This is a genomic window from Novosphingobium sp. FSW06-99 (genome assembly GCF_001519065.1).
In the GTDB taxonomy this organism is placed as follows: Bacteria; Pseudomonadota; Alphaproteobacteria; order Sphingomonadales; family Sphingomonadaceae; genus Novosphingobium.
The window spans coordinates 213,793-231,741 of the sequence record NZ_KQ954259.1 but is presented as its reverse complement, the minus strand read 5'-3'; the positions used below and the strand labels follow the sequence as shown (position 1 = coordinate 231,741).

The window sequence follows — 17,949 nt, the reverse complement described above, 5'->3', positions numbered from 1 at the left end:
AGTTCACGGCATAGACCAGCTTGCCGCCGACAAACGTCATGTCGACATGACCGTTCAGCAGCACTTGGGGGTCGGCGGTCAGCGGATTGAACGGCAGCACGATCATGTCGGCCAGCTTGCCGGGTTCGATCGTGCCCTTGTCGTGTTCCTCGCGCGAAAACCAGGCGCCGTTGGCGGTGTACATGCGGATCGCCTCCGCCCGGCTGACCGCTTCTTCGGCTCCGTGCACCGCGCCGCTTGGACCTTTGCGGGTGATCGCGGCGTAGAGCCCGACCAGCGGCCCAACCGGCAGATTGTCGCTGCCGAACGCCATGAAAATGCCGAACTTGTGCGCCGGTGTGGCGATCGAATTGTTGTGTTCCAGTCGCCAGTCGTCGAGCAGCGCGACATAACGGTTTTCCAGATTGTAGAGAAAATTGGGCTGCTGCGCGATCCAGATATGGTCGCGCGCCATCGTCGCCATCGTGGCATCGGGCGGCATGATGGTGAAATGGTCGGTAAACCAGCGGCGGTCGGCGCTGTCGTGGGCGGGATCGGGAATCGCTTCCAACGACTTTGCATAGGCGTTGATGGTCTGCACGATCGCCGCATCGCCGATGCAATGCAGGCCCATCTGCCAGCCCAGGCGATTGGCGGTATCGACCATGTCCTGCAATTCGGCATCGGTATAGCGACCCTTGCCGCGAAATCCGGGCTGTCCCTTGTAATCGACCAGCAGCCACGCGGTCGGCCCGGTAAACCCGCCATCGACCAGATTTTCGCCGATCGCACCCAGCCGCACCCGATCGGTGCCATACCCGGAATGGTGCGGAAACGCCTTCAGCCGCTCGGCGCCCGGATAGGAAATATACATCGTGACGCGCGGCAACTGGTCGCCCATTTCGGCATAGAGCGCCTGCGCGCGGCGAAAGGTCATTTCGCCACTGGCGACTTCGGCGCCCGGCGCGGCCGGCGCGATGCCGCCCTGGCCAACCGGTTCGTCATCGATCCTGCCGCTGGCGTCGTGAAAGCTGGTGATGCCAAGCGCCAGAAATCCTTTCAGCGTGCGGATCATCGGCGCCTTCATCTCGGCCCAGGTGGGCGGCGGGATGAACCGTTCGACAATGTCCTGCCGTTCGCGAATGATCCCGCCCGGCTCGCCACGGGCATCGTGTTCGATCAGCCCGCCTTTGGGATCGGGCGTGTCGCGCGTCACCCCGGCCAGCTTCAGCGCCAGCGAATTGGCGGCTGCCGAATGTGCGCCCGCGCGCACCAGCAGCACCGGATTGTCGGGCGCTGCGGCATCGAGATCGGCACGCGTCAGATTGCGCTTTTCGGCCAGCGCGGCTTCCTGCCAGCCATAGCCGGTGATCCATTTGCCCGGCCCCAGTTCAGCCGCCTTTTTGCGCACCATGTCCTGAATTTCGACGATCGAATGCGCCACCAGCGGGTTGATGTCGCTGGGGCCGATCGGAATGGGATGGAGATGGGTGTCGATAAATCCGGGCATCAGCGTGCGCCCGTGCAGATCGATGACCGTGGGCGCGTCATACCGTTCGAGCAGGTCCTCGCCGCCTGTCGCGACGATCCGCCCGGCGCGCACCGCGACGGCCGTGCGCGTCGAAAACGCGGCATCGACCGTCAGCACCTGGCCGTCGTGGAGAATGAGATCGACCGCTTCTTTTGCCACAACCGCTGCTGGCCACAGACCGGCCCCCGCCAACAGCGCCGCCACGAACAGACCCTTGCGCATCGCGATCCCCCTGGTTCGATTGCGCTCACCATGCCGCGCGCCGCAACCAAGAGCAAGCACGCCCCGCCACCCTTTGGCGGGGGGCGACGATCAGGCGGTGGCGATGATCGGGAATTCGTCGAGCGGCAGCGGATCACCGGCCTTCAACCGTTCGGCCAGGTGGGGATAGGGTGGCGATGTGGCGCCGCCGCGGTCGGCATAGACCGCGTCTTCGCCAAACCAGCGGGTGGAAAACGCGCGGCGCGCGCCGGCGGTGCGGTTGCCCGGCGCGCCGTGCACGGTCATGAAATTGAACGCGATGCAATCGCCGGGGGCCAGATCCCACGACACGATGTCATAGGCATCGCGGTCGGCCGAGATGTCGGGCATCTCCACCAGATCGTCGGTCTGGTGATCATAGGCGGTGCCGTCAAACCGGCGCGGGCGGAACAGTTTGCCCCAGGCATGGCTGCCCGCCACCGATTCCAGGCAGATTTCGCGGGGGACGGGATCGAGCGGCAGCCACAGGCTGACGGTCTGTTGCCCGGCCACGCAATAATAGGGGCTGTCGTGGTGCCACGGGGTGGGGATATCGGCACCGGCTTCCTTGACCAGCAGATGTTCGTGAAAGATCCGCGCCACGCGCGATCCCATCAATTGGCGTGCCACGTCCCCCGCCGCGCTGTCGCGCACGAATGCGCTGAATTCGGGGATGGCCGCCCAGTTGCAATAATCGCCGAAAAAGCGCGCCCGGCCATTGGTGTAATTGCGGTGCAGCGGGCTGGGGCTGGCCAGATTGCGGCGCGCGCCTTCGCGCAAGGGATCGATCCAGTCGGCAAACAGCCCGCGCAACACGACGACACCCCGATCGCGAAAGGCCGATCGCGTTTCGGTCGAAAGCTGGGGTGCGGTCATGGCTGTCGGGCTCCGTCGGATCACAGGGATGCCCCACCAAACCACTGTCGACGGTATCGCGACAACCCCAATTTTGCTTATTGCGACAGTTGCGCGGGCTGGACCAGCGCCTCGATCGGCAACGGCGCGACTTCGACCCGGTTGCGTCCCCCGGTCTTGGCTGCATAAAGCGCCTGGTCGGCGCGTGCCAGCAATTGCTGATAATCCAGTTCGCCCTGCCATGGGGCCAGGCCGAAGCTGGCGGTAACCGCCAGTTCGCGCTGGTCCGCCAGGCGCACCGTCAGTCCGGCAATGTGCGCGCGCAGGTTTTCGGCGATTTCGATCCCCCTGGCCTCGTCGGCATCGACCAGCACGATCGCGATCTCTTCGCCGCCGAACCGAAACACGAAATCCGATGGTCGCACGGTGTTGACCACACAGGCGGCCAGTTGCTGCAACACCCGATCACCAGCCAGATGCCCGTATTCGTCATTGATCGACTTGAACCAGTCGACATCGAGCATCACCAGGCAAAATCCGCTCGGCTGGCGGGCCTTTTGCACCGCGATTTCGCGCATCAACACGGTTGGCAGAAACCGGCGATTGAGCAGGTTGGTCAGCGGATCACGGCTGTTTTCGATTTCCATGCGCGCGTCGAACACGGTGTTGAGCGCAAACTTGATCGATCCGACTTCGGTCTGGATCAATGCGATCATCCGGCCAAGTTCGCCCCGGTCGGCATCGAGCAGGGCGGCAAACTGCGGGATGATCGTGCGATCGATGCGTTCGATCGCCTTGGCAATCAGGGCAAGATCGGGCGCGCCTTCGAACATCAGTTGCGCCTTGTGATCGAACCACAGCCCGAATTCCGATTTTTCCAGCCGGGGCAGGTCGGTTGCGTCCTGGGCCTGGTAGAGCCGCGCGAGCAGCCCTTGCAGCCAGTCCATCAGCGCGGCGCGCTGGCGCTCGCGCTCCATGGCAAGGTTCTGTCCCAGCGCGTGCAGGCGATAGGCTTCCTCGGCGCGCGCCTGTTGGGCGCGGTCGGTCAGATAGCCCTGTTCGCGAATTTCGATCGCGGTGTCGATCACCACGATTACATGGGCCATCGCGTCGAGCACGTCAGCGCGGTCGATCGGCTGATCGCGCAACTGTGTGATAAACCACAGTTTCAATTTGCGCATCGAACGCGACAGCGCATGCGCGGGCAAACCGATGCGCGACATCAGCTTGCCGACTTCGGCCTGCCGGGTTTGAAACGCGTCGCGTTCCGCGGGGTCGAGCGTCAGCAACGCGTGCAGCCAGCGGATAAAGCGGTCGGCGAAGTCGGCGCGCGCGGCGGGGTCTGAAAACACGTCGGCGATGGCCTGGTCATCGCCCAGATAGGCCAGATAGCGTTGGTGGAGATCATCGCGGTGCCCGGTCACGATGCTGACCAGCAGCGCGCGGATGGCCGGGCGGGTTTGCGCCACGTGCGCCGACCATTCGCTGCTGGCGCGCTGGATCGCGGACTGGGGCAAAGTGCCTGACACTGGTGGAACCCTCCGATGGCTGGCCATGACGGCAGCACCGGGTGCCTCTCTGACAGGTCGGGTCGCACTGCAATGGATAGGTTCCATTGTGGACAAGATGCCCTGGCCGTCGCGTGCCAGTGTGCGGGCCTAGGTGATCTCCCGGATTTGCGCACTCATCGGGAGCTTAACGGGTTTGCCCCGATAAACGTTTGCCGGATCGCCGAGAGACGGCGTGTCCGATGGTGTCGTCGGGTGCCGCGACGGGTTTGGGGAATGCACGATGACAGTCCAGCAACCGCGACTTGATCTGGTGGGTCAGGCCGCAGCGCATCTGGCCGACAGCCTGGTTATCCTGTCGTTTGACGGCAAGACCGGGGTCGTGACCGGGGCCAACGGCACGGCCACGCACAGTCTGGGTGACGGCATCGCGGGCAAGGCCGCGTTTGGTGGCCTGTTTGCCGATGCCGATGCAGCCTGGCATCGCGTGCGTGCGGGCGAAACCGTGGAATTGCGGGGAAGCCATGCCGATTTTCAGGGTGTCGCGTGCCTGGCCGAAGGCCACGGCGGCAGCGTGCTGTTCATGGGGCACAGTGGCAGCGACGCCAATCTGGCCTTGTTGAAGCACCGTTTCGACGCCATCAACCATGCGCTGGCCATCTGCCAATATGCGCCCGATGGCACGATCAGGGGCGGCAACGCGCTCTATGCCTCGCTGGTCGGAACATCGTTTGATGATCTGGCGGGTCAGCCGTTTACCGCGTTGTGGACCGATGCCTCGCGCCCTGCCGATCCGGCGGCGTGGTGGGGACAGTTTGCCCAGGCGCACCACGATCTGATCGTGCGCAAGCACCGCAGCAGCGCGGGCCATGACGTGTGGCTGCGCGAGGTGTTTGTGCCCACGATGGATGGCGAAATGCTGGTTTCGGTGCTGTCTTATGCCATCGATGTAACCGCTGAATGGAACCAGCGCGCAGAATCCGTCAGCAGGCTGGCCGCGATCGATCGGGCCTTTGCGCTGATCGAATTCGATCTGGAAGGTCGGGTGCTGACCGCCAACGCCAATTTCCTCGATCTGATGGGCTATTCGCTCGACGACCTGCGCGGCGCCCACCACCGCATTTTCTGCGCCAAGGACTATGCCGCCAGCCCTGCCTATCGCCAGTTCTGGAAAAAGCTGGGGAGCGGCGATTTCGACCAGGGCGAATACCAGCGCATATGCAAGGACGGCAGCGAAGTCTGGATTCAGGCCAGCTACAATCCGATTTTCGACGCCGACAACCAGCCTTACAAGATCATGAAGGTCGCGATGGACGTGACCGAGCAGCGCAAGCAGGCGCTGGAAGCCGACAGCAAGCTGTCGGCCATCGATCGCAGCCAGGCCGTGATCGAATTTGACACGACCGGCAAAGTGCTGGCCGTCAACGCCAATTTCCTGACCGCCATGGGCTATGCCGCCGAAGAGGTGATCGGGCGGCACCATTCGATGTTCTGCGATCCCGGCTATGTTGCCAGTGCCGACTATGCGCAGTTCTGGCGGCAACTGGCGCAAGGTGAATATGTGGCCGGGGTGTTCCGCCGGGTGGCGCGCGGCGGGCGTGACGTGTGGGTCAGGGCCACCTACAATCCGGTGCTCGATCTGGATGGCAAAGTGGCCAAAGTGGTCAAGTTTGCCCATGACATCACCCAGAGCCACGAACTGGCGATCGAACAGAAGGAAAAGATCGAGGCAATCAACCGCAGCCAGGCGACGATCGAATTTGACCTGTCGGGCAATATCATCACCGCCAATGCCAATTTTCTGGCCGTGTCGGGGTATCGCCTCGATGAAATCCAGGGGCGCCATCATCGCATGTTGTGCGATGCGCAAACCGCGGCCTCGGCCGAATATGCCACGTTCTGGGAACGGCTGGCGCGCGGCGAGTCTATCAGCGGCGAGTTCAAGCGTGTGCGCAAGGGAGGTGAGGAATTCTGGATCCAGGCCAGTTACGATCCGATTCTGGGCGCCGACGGCAAACCGAAAAAAGTGTGCAAGGTCGCCACCGATGTGACTCGCGAAAAGATCGCCGCCAACGAGTTTCAGGCCAAAGTCCAGGCAATCGGCAAGTCGCTGGCGGTGATCGAGTTTGATCTGGACGGCAAAGTGCTGTCGGCCAACGATCATTTTCTGTCGACGATGGGCTATTCCCAGCGCGAGATTGCCGGGCAGCACCATGCGATGTTCTGTTCGCCCGACTATATCCGCAGCCGCGACTACGCCGATTTCTGGCGCAAGCTGAACCGGGGCGAATATTGCGCGGGCCGGTTCCACCGCGTGGGTAAATATGACCGCGATGTGTGGATTCAGGCGACCTACAACCCGCTGCTCGATCTGCACGGAGAACCGGTGCGGATTATCAAATATGCCTTCGACATCACCGACCAGGTGCTGATGGAGCGCGAGATCGGCGCCCGCGCGGGCGATCTGGGCAGTCTGGTCGAACGCCTGTCGACATCGATTTCGGCGATCAACGATGCCACCAAAGTCGCCAGCGGCCTGTCGCAATCGACCCGTGCCAATGCCGAAAAGGGCAACGAGGCGCTGGCCAAGGCGATCGAGGCGATCGAGCTGATCCAGACTTCCGCCTCGGGGATTGCCGAAATCGTCGCGATCATCGGCGAAATCGCCGGCCAGACCAACCTCTTGGCATTCAATGCCGAAATCGAGGCGGCGCGCGCGGGTGAACACGGGGTGGGGTTCAGCGTGGTGGCGGGCGAAGTGCGCAAACTGGCCGAACGCTCGTCGACTGCCGCACGCGATATCAGCCGCCTGATCGACCAGTCGATCGGCCGCATCGGCCATGGCACCGAACGCTCGCGCGAGGCATCGGGCGCCTTTGGCGGGATCATGGATGCGGTCATGCGCACCGGCGATGCGATCGAGGCGATCAGCGCCTCTGCCCAGTCGCAGGATACCGTCTCGGCCGAAGTGGTCGACCTGATCCATCGCCTGTCGCGCACGGCCAGCGGTCGGTCGGACAGCGCGGCGGCCTGAGTCCCGCGCCATGGCCACCGCGGCGACAGATCTGACGCCTGACACTGACGGGGCGCCTGCGTTGCAGGCGCAATCCACACTCCATGGGTTGACCCGGATCGGCCCGATGTATCTGGCCGTGCCGATTGCGGCGATCCGTGAGGTGGTGCCGCACCCGGCGGCTCTGTCGGCGATCCCGCGCACGTTGGCCGAAGTGACCGGCGCCATCGATCTGCGCGGGGCGCTGGTGCCGGTGGTCGACTTGCTGCACCTGATGCACCCCGGTGTCGAAGCCGCATCAGATGCGATCGCCCCTGCGGTGATCATGGTGTTGCGCACACCGCACGGGGTGATCGGAGTGGGGGTGCACCAGATTTGCGGCGTGGTCGATCTGGGCAACGATCGGCAGACCGCCATCAGCCTGATTCCGGGGCATCTGACTGCATCACTGGGGCTGATCAGCGCCGGTTTCGTGCTTGACGGTCGCAGCGGCGTCATTCTCGATGTCGAGGCGCTGGCGCGTCTTCCCGGACTGATCCAGGGGGCCGACCGGCTGGTGGCCGACAGCGTCAAGCTGGCCGGTGGCACGGCGACGCTGACCTTTGGCGTGGGCGATCACCGGTTCGGCCTGGCTGCCGATGTGATCGAGGCGGCAGTGCCGGCCTGCGCGGTGCAGCCTGCGGCGTTGAGCGATCCGTTGTGGATGGCCAGCGTCGATTACAACGGGCGGCGGATTCCTGTCGCCGACACGTTGCACCTGCTGGGGCTGGGCACGTGCAGCCCGGCGCGCACGATGGCCACGGTGGTGGTGCGGCTGAACGAGGGGGGGCGCGTCGCGCTGCGGATCGATGCGGTGCAGGACATGATCCGCATCCGCCGCGAAACATGGCTGGCGCTCGATGGCTTTGCCATCGATGAAGAAAGCCTGATTGCGGGTGTTCTCGACGGGGTTCCGCCGATTTTCATGCTCGACGGCGCCGCGCTGGCTGCCAGCCCGGTACTCGCCAATCTGGCGCGGATGGAAGAAGGCAGCGATGCCGAATTGACCGACCGGGCGCGCGACGATGCCCGGTTTGGCGGCAAACGGCAGCCGTTTCTGGTGTTCACGCTGGGGCAGGGGCAACATGCCGTGCCGCTGGAACATGTGGCCGAAATCCTGCCGCTCGACCGGTTGCAAAGCATTGCCTTCGAACCCGGCCTGTCGCGATTCGAAGGGGTCATCCCCCATCGCGGCAAGGCGCTGCCGATCATCGATCTGGCCCGTCTGCTTGGCGTGGAGGGTGCACAGGCGCCGCAATTCATCCTGATTGCCACCGACGGCAGCCGTTCGGCGGGATTTCTGCTTGATACCTTGCGTGCGGTCGAACGACTGGTGCCGCACGAAGTGGGCAACCGCCGCGATGCTGGCGGGCCCGACAACCTTCCGGGCCGGGTGATCATCACCAGCGAAGGCAAGACCTGTTCGGTGGTTGACCTGGCCAGCCTGATCCAGGATCGCGATTGATACCAGGCTGCGCAAGGCGCGTCTCAAACCCGTCCGCCCCTGCTCCCCGCCCGACCACAGCGATACCATCAGGTTATGGTGGCCGGGCGGGCAGACTTCCGGGAATTCGCCAACAGCCCTGAATGACCCTGTTCAGGCGGCATTTATATCTTGTATGCACTGGGTGCGGGGTGGTTCACCGGCACTGCAAGGCGATGCTGTTCCCGTTGCGGACAGCCCCCGGATGCGCGGCATCGGGTCGGCAGGGCGCAAGTGTGCCATTCCTCACCAACCGGGATCAAAAGGGATGTCCTGCATGAAGCTTTGCCGTTCGGTCAGTCTGCTGGCCCTGGTGCTGTCTGCTCAACCCGCGCTGGCGGATGATGCGCCGGTCAAGCAGCCGGGCCATTGGGCGCAGGATTACCTGCATCGTCCAGCCGACCCGGCGGTGCGGTTCGGCACGCTGCCCAATGGCCTGCGCTATGCGATCATGCACAACGACACGCCGGCCGACGGTGTGGCCATGCGGCTGCGCATCGGGTCCGGGTCGCTCAAAGAGCGCGACGAGGAACAGGGGCTGGCGCATTATCTGGAACACATGGCGTTTCGCGGCAGCACCAACATCGCCGATGGCGAAGTGGTGCACATGCTCGAACGCCAGGGCCTGCGGTTCGGCCCCGATACCAATGCGTTCACCGCGCAAGACGAAACCGTCTATATGTTCACCTTTCCCAAGACCGACGGCGGAGCGCTCGACACCGGGCTGACACTGTTTCGCGAAATCGGCGAACGCCTGACGCTGGCCCCGGCGGCGGTCGAGGCCGAACGCGGGGTGATCCTGTCAGAAGAACGGCTGCGCGACACCCCGGGCTATCAGTCGATCAAGGCCGATCTGAACAATGCACTGGCGGGCACGCGTCTGCCGCAGCGCTGGCCGATCGGGCTGGTCGAAACGATCAAGGCGGCGACGCCCGAACGCCTGCGCCGCTATTACCAGGCCAATTATCGTCCCGACAACGCGACCATCGTGATCGTCGGCAATATCGACCCGGCCAAAGTCGAGGCGGAAATCAAGGCGCGCTTTGCCGACTGGAAGCCGGCTGCACCCGCCGACACGATCGACCCCGGCACGCCGCACCCGGCGCATCGCGCGGGCGAATTCATCGCCCCCGGTGCGCCCGACACGCTCAGCCTGTCGTGGCAGCGCCCGGTCGATCCGCGCGCCGAAACCGAACGCTATGATCGCGAAAAGCTGGCCGAAGTGGTGGCCACGACCATCTTCAACAACCGCCTGGCCGATGCCGCGGCGCGCCCCGGCGCCCCGTTCGTGCAGGCACAGGGTGAGGCGATGGCCTCGCTCTATGGCGTGGCATCGCTGACATTTCTGCAGATTTCCGCCGCGCCCGACAAATGGCAGGCCGCGTTGGCGGCTGTGGTCGCCGAACAGCGCCGGTTGCTGGCCGATGGCGCCGGACCCGATGATCTGAAACGCGCGATCACCCAGGTGATGACCCAACTCGAAGCCGCCGCCGCCAATGCCACCACGCGCAAGGATGGTGAAATTGCCGACACGCTGGTCGGAACGGTCAACGACGACCAGTTGTTCACCAGCCCGGCGCAGGATCTGGCGTTGACGCGCGACGTGGTGCCCGGCCTGACTCCGGCGGATATCCACGCCGCGCTGGGCCGTGTTTTCGCCGGATCGGGGCCGGTGCTGTTCCGCGCGGCGCAAGCCGGGCCGGTCGGCATCCCAGCGCTCGAATCCGCGCTGACCGCCGATATCCAGGCGCCGATCGTGGCGCGCGCGGCGCAGGCCGCGGTGGTCTGGCCCTATACCGGCTTTGGCGCGCCGGGCGTGGTGACCGCGCGGGCCGACGATGCTGCGCTCGGCACCACCACGGTACGCTTTGCCAATGGCAGCCGCCTGATCGTCAAGCCGACGACCTACGAAAAGGACCACATCACCGTCAAAGTCCTGTTCGGCAATGGCCGTGCCGGGGCCGATCCGGCGCTGATCCATGCCTTGTGGGCCACGCAATTCCTGCCGCTGGGTGGCACGGGCAAACTGGCGGCGGGGGATATCGACCGCTGGGCACAAAGCGCGGGCCGCACGATCGCGACGGAATTCAAGGCCGATCCGCGCGCCTATGTGATCGGCGGGACCACCCGCCCGGCCGATTTCACCAGCGAAATGCAGGTCCTGGCGGCAGAAACCCGCGATGCCGGGTTCCGCACCGAACTGGCCGACAAGATTACCGCGCTGGGGCCGATGATCGCGGGGCAACTGGATGCCAATGCCGGGGCGGTGGTCAGCCGCACCTTGCGCAGCACGCTGACCGGGGGCGACACGCGCTATTCCGACATTCCTTCCAGCGCGGATATTGCCGCGACGCGCCCCGACGACTTGCCCCGGCTGTTGAAGACCGCGCTGTCGGGCCCTGCCGATGTGGTGGTGGTGGGCGATGTCACCGTCGATCAGGCGATTGCCGCAACGGCGGCGACATTCGGCGCAGGGCCCGTCCTGCCGCCGCGCGAAGAGATCGTGCCGCACATCGCCTTGCCGGCGCCGTCGGCGCAGCCGCACGTCGGGCTGCATGCAGGCCGTGCGGATCAGGCGTGGTATGGCGCCTATTGGCTGTTGCCTGACTATTTCACCGATCCGCGCCTCAGCTATACCGCGCGCGTGGCCGCCAGTGTGCTGCAATCGCGGCTGATCGACACCGTGCGTGAAAAGCTGGGGTTGACCTATTCGCCGATGACTGATGCCAATGCCGGAACGCAATTGCCGGGGCTGGGCTGGCTGGGTGCGGCGCTGGAAACCCCGCCCGCCAATTTCGCCACGTTCCGCGCCCTGCTCGATGGCGAAGTGAAGGATCTGGCCGCCAAACCGGTGACGCCCGACGAACTGGAACGCGCGCGTCGCCCGCTGGTCGAAGGGCGGGTCAAGGATATGGAAGGCAATGCGTTCTGGGCGACGATGCTGCCGCTGGTGCTGCGCGATCCGCGCGTGCGTGCCAACGTGTTGGAAACCGGTGCGGGCCTGGAGGCGGTGACCGCCGAGGATGTGCGCGCGCTGTTTGCCCGGCTGTCTGCCGACACCAACCCCGTGACGGTGGTGTCACGGGCCAAATAGATGTTTTACCAGAAGAGGATGATTTGATGGCCGATCTCTATGACATCACGGTGCCCGTCTTTTTGCAAAAGCTGGGGGTGCTCGATCACTTGCTGGCCAAGGCGATCGCGAGCGGCATCGACGATCGCGAACTGGTGGATGCGCGCCTGGCCCCCGACATGCTGCCGCTGTCGCGCCAGGTGCAGATTGCCTGCGACACGGCCAAGTTGCTGGTAACACGCCTGGCGCAAGTGCCGCCGCGTCCGATGGCCGATGACGAAACCAGCCTGGCGCAGTTGCGCGAACGCATCGCCAAGACGATCGCCTATCTGCGTGAAGCCGATCCGGCGGCGTTCGAAGGGCGCGAAACTGCCGAGATCGTGCTGGAATTCCCCAACATGAAAATGACCTTCACCGGCCTTGGGCTGGTGACCGATTTCACCATGCCCAATTTCTTTTTCCACCTGATGATCGCCTATGCGTTGTTGCGCATGAAGGGTGTGGCCATCGGCAAGATGGATTATCTGCAAGGCGCGGCAGTGGCGGCCTGAACGGTCTGATGGGACATTCCGGCGATGCCGGAATGTCCCATCAATCGCTCAGCGCCACGCAAGATGCCGTTACAGGTCCTCGTCGGCCGGCAATGGCACCTTGAACCCGTTGAGCGTGACCGACACCGAGCAATAGAGCCCGACCAGATAGATGAATTCGGCCGTGCCATCCTGGCCAAAGGTGGCGACCATTTCGCGATAGATCAGTTCGGGCACGACCCCGCCGGTGACCAGTTCGCGCGCGAAATCATAGGCCAGACCTTCTTCCTGGGACAAGTCTGCGGGGCGTGAGCCCGCCGTGATGGTGCGGATCTTGGTATCCGACAGGCCGCGCGCTTCGGCGACCAGAATATGGGCGTAAAGCTCATAGGCGGAATTGAAATGGGCGCCGGTGACCAGAATGGCGATCTCGCGGATCGGCTTGGGCAGCGTGCTGTGCGTTGCCAGCGCCTTGACCAGATTCCACACCGGGCCGCCATATTGCGGAAACGACAGCCACGGGTTCCATGGCCCGATCAGGTCATCGTGCGCATCGATCGCGGTAAAGCCGGTAAAGCTGGTTGCGATCCCCGCCTTCATGTCTTCGTAAAGCGCCAGGTCATCGCCGGTAAGGGTGGTGTGATCGATTTGCGGCAGTCGCATCGCGGGAGTATCCCTTTGCTCTGGTCGGGGCGGAAAAAAGCGCCCGGTGGTTGGCACCGGGCGCTTTGTCTGGGTCTTCGATGATCAGAAGTGCCAGACTCGCTGGGCCTCGCCGACCAGGTGGCTGGCTTCGCCCAGATGGGCGATGGCCCGGTCGCGCAGGCCCGCGGCGGCGGGATTGTCCTCTTCGGCCTGGAGATCGCGTCTGGCCGAGTACAGCATCTCGTTGGCGCGCTGCAGGCGGCTGCGGTGGTCGCCCCACTGGAAATCGGCCGGGGGCTGATCGTTGATGTTCTTGCCGTCGTCGATCGCGGCGTGCTTCAGATCGTTGTAGGCGGCCAGGATCTCGTTGGCAGCCCGGCTTTCCTCGACCGCCTGCGCCGGATCGCGCGGGTCATGATGCGTCACCAGCGCATAGGCCATGCGCGCATCCGACATCGCGCGCAGATAGCCGGGGTGCTGGTGCCACCATTGGGCATGCGCCGCGATCGGCAGGGCCATCACGCTGACGGCGCCGATCAGCGCCATTTTGATTGTGGTTTTCATGGCTTGTGTCCTTCTTCCCCAAGAATTCAGGATAAGTCTGCGACAATTGGCTCAACTGTCCAACCGCCGCCGAGACATAATTATCGATCGTTACGTGTCCGGGTAATTAACGGCAAACCGGTGTCCCGTTCAGGTGGTTCTTGAATACGACGGTCAGCGCTTTGCCGCTGTCAGGTCTTCGGGTGCGTCGGCTACAATCGCCAGCACGGTGGCCCAGGCGGCGACATTCTGGCGCAACTGTTCGGGATCGATCCGGTCGAGCGTGTCTTCGGGGGTGTGGTGCCAGTCGAAATAGCGCAAGGCCGACTGATTGAGGTCGATCCCTGCAACGCCCAGCGCCAGCATCGGTTCGACATCGGTGCCGCCATCGACCAGCTTGGCGCCGTGCACCACGCCCAACAGGCCGAGCGCAGCGGCAAGGCGCGGCACGACAGGGGCCGCGCTGGTGGGCAGTTCGGTGCCGAAACGCCACACGCGATCGGCGCCCAGATCGCTTTCGGCGGCCAGCGCGTGGGGTTCACGGGCATGGGCTTTGGCATAGGCGATGCCGCCAAAACCGCCGGTTTCCTCATCGCCGAACCACACCACGCGAATGGTGCGGCGATGCGGGCCGCTGGCCTGCACCAGATGCGCGGCGGCGGCGGTGATCGCCACGCCCGCACCATCGTCGATTGCCCCGGTGCCCAGATCCCAACTGTCGAGGTGGCCGCCGATCAGGATCACCCCTGCCGCCGGATCGGTGCCCGGCACTTCGGCCACGACATTGCCCGAGGGGCGCATGCCGAGCTGGTGATCATCGAGCAGCAGGTGCAGCACGACCGGCTTGCCCAGCTTGACCAGCCGTTCCAGGTTTTCGGCATCGGATACCGACAGTGCGGCTGCGGGGATCGGGGTTACACCGGGGGCAAAATCGGTGACCCCGGTGTGGGGCGCGCGGCTGTGGTCGGTGCCGATCGAACGGATCACGATGGCCGCCGCGCCGCGCCGGGCCGCTTCGCTGGGCCCCATGAAGCGCGCGCGGCCTTCGCTGCCATAGCTGGAACCGTCTTGCGTGGGGGCCATGGCGTTGGACACAAACGCGATCTTGCCGGTCAGGCTGCCGGGCGGGGCGAGCAGCAAGTCGTTATAGCTGGCAAAATAGGCGATCGGCAGGGTCAGCCCGCCCGGCGGGGTCGGTGCCGAATTGCCAAGGCCGGCCACATGCAGCGGCTGATGCGCCGGCGCGATCACGTCTGCGCTTTCGGCGCCGCGTTGCCAGGTCGGCACGTCAAACGGTTCGACATGGACATTGGCGAAACCCAGTGCCTGCAACCGCGCCACCGCCCAGTCGCGCGCGCGGCCTTCGGCCTCGCTGCCATCGGGGCGCGGGCCGACTTCGGTGGTCAGGCCCGCCACGATCGCATAGGCGGTGTCGTCGTGGCTGGCGCGATCCTGCAACGCGATCAGGGCTGGCGCGACCGGGGCAGGGGCCACGTCATCGCGGTGCGGCATGGGCAGCGGTGCGGTCTGCGCCTGAACGGTGCCTGCCAAAAGACCGGCGACAAGCGCCAAGCCAGTGAATCTCATGCCGATTTTTCCCTTTGCATGCCTATATTGTGACGGTCATACCTAGGCGGTCCGGTGCCGGAATCGCAAACGGTTTCATCGCGACAGGCACGGCACGCGCGCGTGCGGTGCGTCGTCATGGTGCTGACATATCCGGGCGGCAAGCATGCGAAAAAGGAAATCAGCCCAGATGACACCCTTGGACCCGCAGACCAGCGCCCGGTTGCAACAGGAAATCGAAGACAGCTTTGACGAAGAGCTTGAGGCAGAGCTGTCCGAAAGCCTGGCGCATATGCTCGCCGACGATGCCGACCTGGCCGAGGCGGCGCAGCGCCATGCCGGCGAGCTCGACCGGCGCACCTATTTTCGCGAGCTGTTTCGGCTGCAGCACGAACTGATCCGCCTGCAGGATTGGGTGGTGCAGCAAAAGCTGAAAGTGGTCGTGCTGTTCGAGGGGCGCGATTCGGCCGGCAAGGGCGGTGCGATCAAACGCATCACCCAGCGGTTGAACCCCCGCGTGGTGCGGGTGGTCGCGCTGCCCGCCCCGTCAGAGCGGGAAAAGACCCAGTGGTATTTCCAGCGCTATGTGCCGCATCTGCCGGCGGCGGGCGAAATCGTGCTGTTCGACCGGTCGTGGTACAACCGCGCCGGGGTGGAGCGGGTGATGGGGTTCTGCACCGAAGACGATGTGGAAGAGTTCTTCCGCTCGGTGCCCGAATTTGAACGCATGCTGGTGCGATCGGGCATCATTCTGGTCAAATACTGGTTCTCGATCACCGATGCCGAACAGCAGTTCCGTTTCCAGATGCGCATTCACGATCCGCTCAAGCAGTGGAAACTGTCGCCGATGGATGTCGAAAGCCGCCGCCGGTGGGAAGATTACACCCGCGCCAAGGAAGCGATGCTGGAACACACCCATATCGCCGAAGCGCCGTGGTGGGTGGTCCATGCCGACGACAAGCGCCGCGCCCGGCTGAACTGCATCGCCCACCTGCTGAGCCAGGTGCCCTATGACGACGTGCGCAAGCCGACCGTGGTGCTGCCCCCGCGCGTGCGCAATCCCGACTATATCCGCCACCCGATTCCCGGTGACATGTTCGTGCCCGAAATTTTTTGAACGGTGGTGTGTGCCGCAGGCGGCGCCGGCCCGGTGCCGCCGCCAAGAAGCACCGGCCCGAACAGTTAACACAACAAGAATCCCCCATACCGTCACACCGGTGTCACACGACGTCTGCTAATCGTGAGTCATATTGGTGTATGGGGAGCTTACCACTATGAACGCCACCGCCGTCGCGCCAGACAGTGCGCGACCCAATCTGGATGCAGGACTGGGCGATATCGGCCTGTACGGGTTTCTGGCCGTACTGGTCGCCGGGCTCGGCTTCGTCGGCTACAGCATCTTTACCGATGCCACCGCCGCCGGGGTGTCCTCGATCACGTTTCTGCCGTTCCTGTTGCTGTTCGTTGCCTTGCTGATCGCGCTCGGCTTTGAATTCGTCAACGGCTTCCACGACACGGCCAACGCGGTGGCGACGGTCATCTATACCCATTCGCTGCCCGCGCATGTGGCCGTGGTGTGGTCGGGGTTCTTCAACTTTCTGGGCGTGATGGTGTCGACCGGCGCGGTCGCCTTTGGCATCGTTTCGCTGCTGCCGGTCGAACTGATCCTGCAGGTCGGCAGCCAGAGCGGGTTTGCCATGGTGTTCGCGCTGCTGATCGCGGCGATCATCTGGAACCTGGGCACGTGGTATCTGGGCCTGCCGTCATCGTCTTCGCACACGCTGATCGGTTCGATCATCGGCGTGGGCGTTGCCAATGCGATGATGCACGGGCGCGACGGCACCGCCGGGGTCGATTGGGACCAGGCGGTCAAGATCGGCCAGGCCCTGCTGTTTTCGCCGCTGATCGGGTTTGCCGCCGCGCTGTTGCTGATCATCGCGGTCAAGGCGCTGGTCCGCGTCGAATCGCTCTACAAGGAACCGGTCGGCAATGCGCCGCCGCCGCTGTGGATCCGTGGTCTGCTGGTGCTGACGTGCACCGGCGTGTCGTTTGCCCACGGGTCGAACGACGGGCAAAAGGGCATGGGCCTGATCATGTTGATCCTGATCGGGATCGTGCCCACTGCCTATGCGCTCAACCGCGCGGTGCCTGCTTCGTATGAAGCGCAGTTCCACGCCAGCTCGGTCGCGGCCGGGGCGGTGTTCACCGCCCATGCCGTGCCCAATGCCGGACCCGCACCGGCCGCCATGCCGGTCGAGGCTGCGCGCACCGAAATCACCCGCTATATCGCGGTGCACAAGTTCGGCCCGACCACGCTGGCCGCGCTGGGTGTCTTGTCGAACGATATCGACCGTCAGGTGGCAGGCTACGGTTCGCTGGCCAAAGTGCCCGCAGCGGTTACCCGCAACATCCGCAACGACATGTACCTGACCTCTTCGGCGATGAAGCGTCTGGCCAAGGAAAAGGCCGTGCCGCTGACCACCGATGAAGCCAAGGCGCTCGACGGGTACAAGAAGAACCTCGACAAGGCGACGCAGTTCATCCCGACCTGGGTCAAGGTCGCGGTGGCGATCGCGCTGGGGCTTGGCACGATGATCGGCTGGAAACGCATTGTCGTCACGGTCGGTGAAAAGATCGGCAAGAGCCACCTGACTTATGCGCAGGGCGCGGTGGCCGAACTGGTGACGATGGCAACGATCAGCGCGGCCGACAACTTCGGCCTGCCGGTTTCGACCACCCACGTGCTGTCATCGGGTGTGGCCGGGGCGATGGCCGGCAACGGATCGGGCCTGCAATGGGGCACGCTGCGCAATCTGGCGATTGCCTGGGTGTTGACGCTGCCGGTGTCGATCCTGCTGTCGGGCGCGCTCTATGTCGGATTGAGCCACATCATCTGATCGGTTCGTACGTATGCAAAAGGCTCCATCCCGATCCTCGGGGTGGA

12 protein-coding genes are annotated in these 17,949 nt (G+C 64.4%); 6 read left to right on the top strand and 6 right to left on the bottom strand.

Features of this window, described 5'->3' with window-relative positions:
• From AQZ49_RS16005 to AQZ49_RS15995, 3 genes are all read right to left on the bottom strand, one after another.
• Nucleotides 1-1,732: amidohydrolase (locus AQZ49_RS16005; RefSeq protein WP_067617718.1), on the bottom strand; the 1,732-nt coding region annotated here is incomplete at its 3' end.
• 90 nt (nt 1,733-1,822) lie between these two features.
• Entirely contained in the window at nt 1,823-2,626 is an 804-nt protein-coding gene (locus AQZ49_RS16000; RefSeq protein WP_067617715.1) for a phytanoyl-CoA dioxygenase family protein, read from the bottom strand.
• Between the two features lie 77 nt (nt 2,627-2,703).
• Complete coding sequence (locus AQZ49_RS15995; protein WP_231739271.1) at nt 2,704-4,134, bottom strand: GGDEF domain-containing protein; 1,431 nt, start codon at nt 4,132-4,134, stop codon at nt 2,704-2,706.
• Nucleotides 4,135-4,396: 262 nt separating this feature from the next.
• Between AQZ49_RS15995 and AQZ49_RS15990 the strand changes: the two genes are divergently transcribed.
• From AQZ49_RS15990 to AQZ49_RS15975, 4 genes are all read left to right on the top strand, one after another.
• On the top strand, nt 4,397-7,147 hold the full coding sequence (locus tag AQZ49_RS15990; protein ID WP_156428341.1) for a methyl-accepting chemotaxis protein: 2,751 nt from the start codon (nt 4,397-4,399) through the stop codon (nt 7,145-7,147).
• Between the two features lie 10 nt (nt 7,148-7,157).
• The gene (locus AQZ49_RS15985) at nt 7,158-8,630 is read left to right on the top strand and encodes a chemotaxis protein CheW (protein ID WP_067617709.1); all 1,473 of its coding nucleotides are present in this window, start codon (nt 7,158-7,160) and stop codon (nt 8,628-8,630) included.
• A 295-nt stretch (nt 8,631-8,925) separates the two neighbouring features.
• Complete coding sequence (locus AQZ49_RS15980; RefSeq protein ID WP_067617706.1) at nt 8,926-11,742, top strand: M16 family metallopeptidase; 2,817 nt, start codon at nt 8,926-8,928, stop codon at nt 11,740-11,742.
• A 26-nt stretch (nt 11,743-11,768) separates the two neighbouring features.
• Complete coding sequence (locus AQZ49_RS15975) at nt 11,769-12,272, top strand: DUF1993 domain-containing protein (RefSeq protein WP_067617703.1); 504 nt, start codon at nt 11,769-11,771, stop codon at nt 12,270-12,272.
• Between the two features lie 69 nt (nt 12,273-12,341).
• Here AQZ49_RS15975 and AQZ49_RS15970 read toward each other — a convergent pair whose 3' ends face one another.
• From AQZ49_RS15970 to AQZ49_RS15960, 3 genes are all read right to left on the bottom strand, one after another.
• Nucleotides 12,342-12,914: a carboxymuconolactone decarboxylase family protein gene (locus AQZ49_RS15970; protein WP_067617700.1), complete on the bottom strand. Its 573-nt coding sequence runs from the start codon at nt 12,912-12,914 to the stop codon at nt 12,342-12,344.
• A gap of 84 nt (nt 12,915-12,998) precedes the next feature.
• Nucleotides 12,999-13,460 (bottom strand): hypothetical protein, encoded by a 462-nt coding sequence (locus AQZ49_RS15965; protein WP_067617697.1) that lies wholly within the window; start codon nt 13,458-13,460, stop codon nt 12,999-13,001.
• Between the two features lie 153 nt (nt 13,461-13,613).
• Nucleotides 13,614-15,026: a M20/M25/M40 family metallo-hydrolase gene (locus AQZ49_RS15960; protein WP_369819147.1), complete on the bottom strand. Its 1,413-nt coding sequence runs from the start codon at nt 15,024-15,026 to the stop codon at nt 13,614-13,616.
• Nucleotides 15,027-15,195: 169 nt separating this feature from the next.
• Here AQZ49_RS15960 and ppk2 point away from each other — a divergent pair, with 169 nt between their 5' ends.
• Nucleotides 15,196-16,122: a polyphosphate kinase 2 gene (gene ppk2, locus AQZ49_RS15955; RefSeq protein ID WP_067617694.1), complete on the top strand. Its 927-nt coding sequence runs from the start codon at nt 15,196-15,198 to the stop codon at nt 16,120-16,122.
• A 157-nt stretch (nt 16,123-16,279) separates the two neighbouring features.
• Nucleotides 16,280-17,902: an inorganic phosphate transporter gene (locus AQZ49_RS15950; protein ID WP_067617692.1), complete on the top strand. Its 1,623-nt coding sequence runs from the start codon at nt 16,280-16,282 to the stop codon at nt 17,900-17,902.
• Nucleotides 17,903-17,949 lie beyond the last annotated feature (47 nt).

What these genes read in the sequence shown, in the direction of transcription:
- AQZ49_RS15980 (WP_067617706.1), top strand. Translation starts at nt 8,926, where the DNA reads ATGAAGCTTTGCCGTTCGGTCAGTCTGCTGGCCCTGGTGCTGTCTGCT.
- AQZ49_RS15985 (WP_067617709.1), top strand. Translation starts at nt 7,158, where the DNA reads ATGGCCACCGCGGCGACAGATCTGACGCCTGACACTGACGGGGCGCCT.
- AQZ49_RS15950 (WP_067617692.1), top strand. Translation starts at nt 16,280, where the DNA reads ATGAACGCCACCGCCGTCGCGCCAGACAGTGCGCGACCCAATCTGGAT.
- ppk2 (WP_067617694.1), top strand. Translation starts at nt 15,196, where the DNA reads ATGACACCCTTGGACCCGCAGACCAGCGCCCGGTTGCAACAGGAAATC.
- AQZ49_RS15970 (WP_067617700.1), bottom strand. Translation starts at nt 12,914, where the DNA reads ATGCGACTGCCGCAAATCGATCACACCACCCTTACCGGCGATGACCTG.
- AQZ49_RS15965 (WP_067617697.1), bottom strand. Translation starts at nt 13,460, where the DNA reads ATGAAAACCACAATCAAAATGGCGCTGATCGGCGCCGTCAGCGTGATG.
- AQZ49_RS16000 (WP_067617715.1), bottom strand. Translation starts at nt 2,626, where the DNA reads ATGACCGCACCCCAGCTTTCGACCGAAACGCGATCGGCCTTTCGCGAT.
- AQZ49_RS15975 (WP_067617703.1), top strand. Translation starts at nt 11,769, where the DNA reads ATGGCCGATCTCTATGACATCACGGTGCCCGTCTTTTTGCAAAAGCTG.
- AQZ49_RS15960 (WP_369819147.1), bottom strand. Translation starts at nt 15,026, where the DNA reads ATGAGATTCACTGGCTTGGCGCTTGTCGCCGGTCTTTTGGCAGGCACC.
- AQZ49_RS15990 (WP_156428341.1), top strand. Translation starts at nt 4,397, where the DNA reads ATGACAGTCCAGCAACCGCGACTTGATCTGGTGGGTCAGGCCGCAGCG.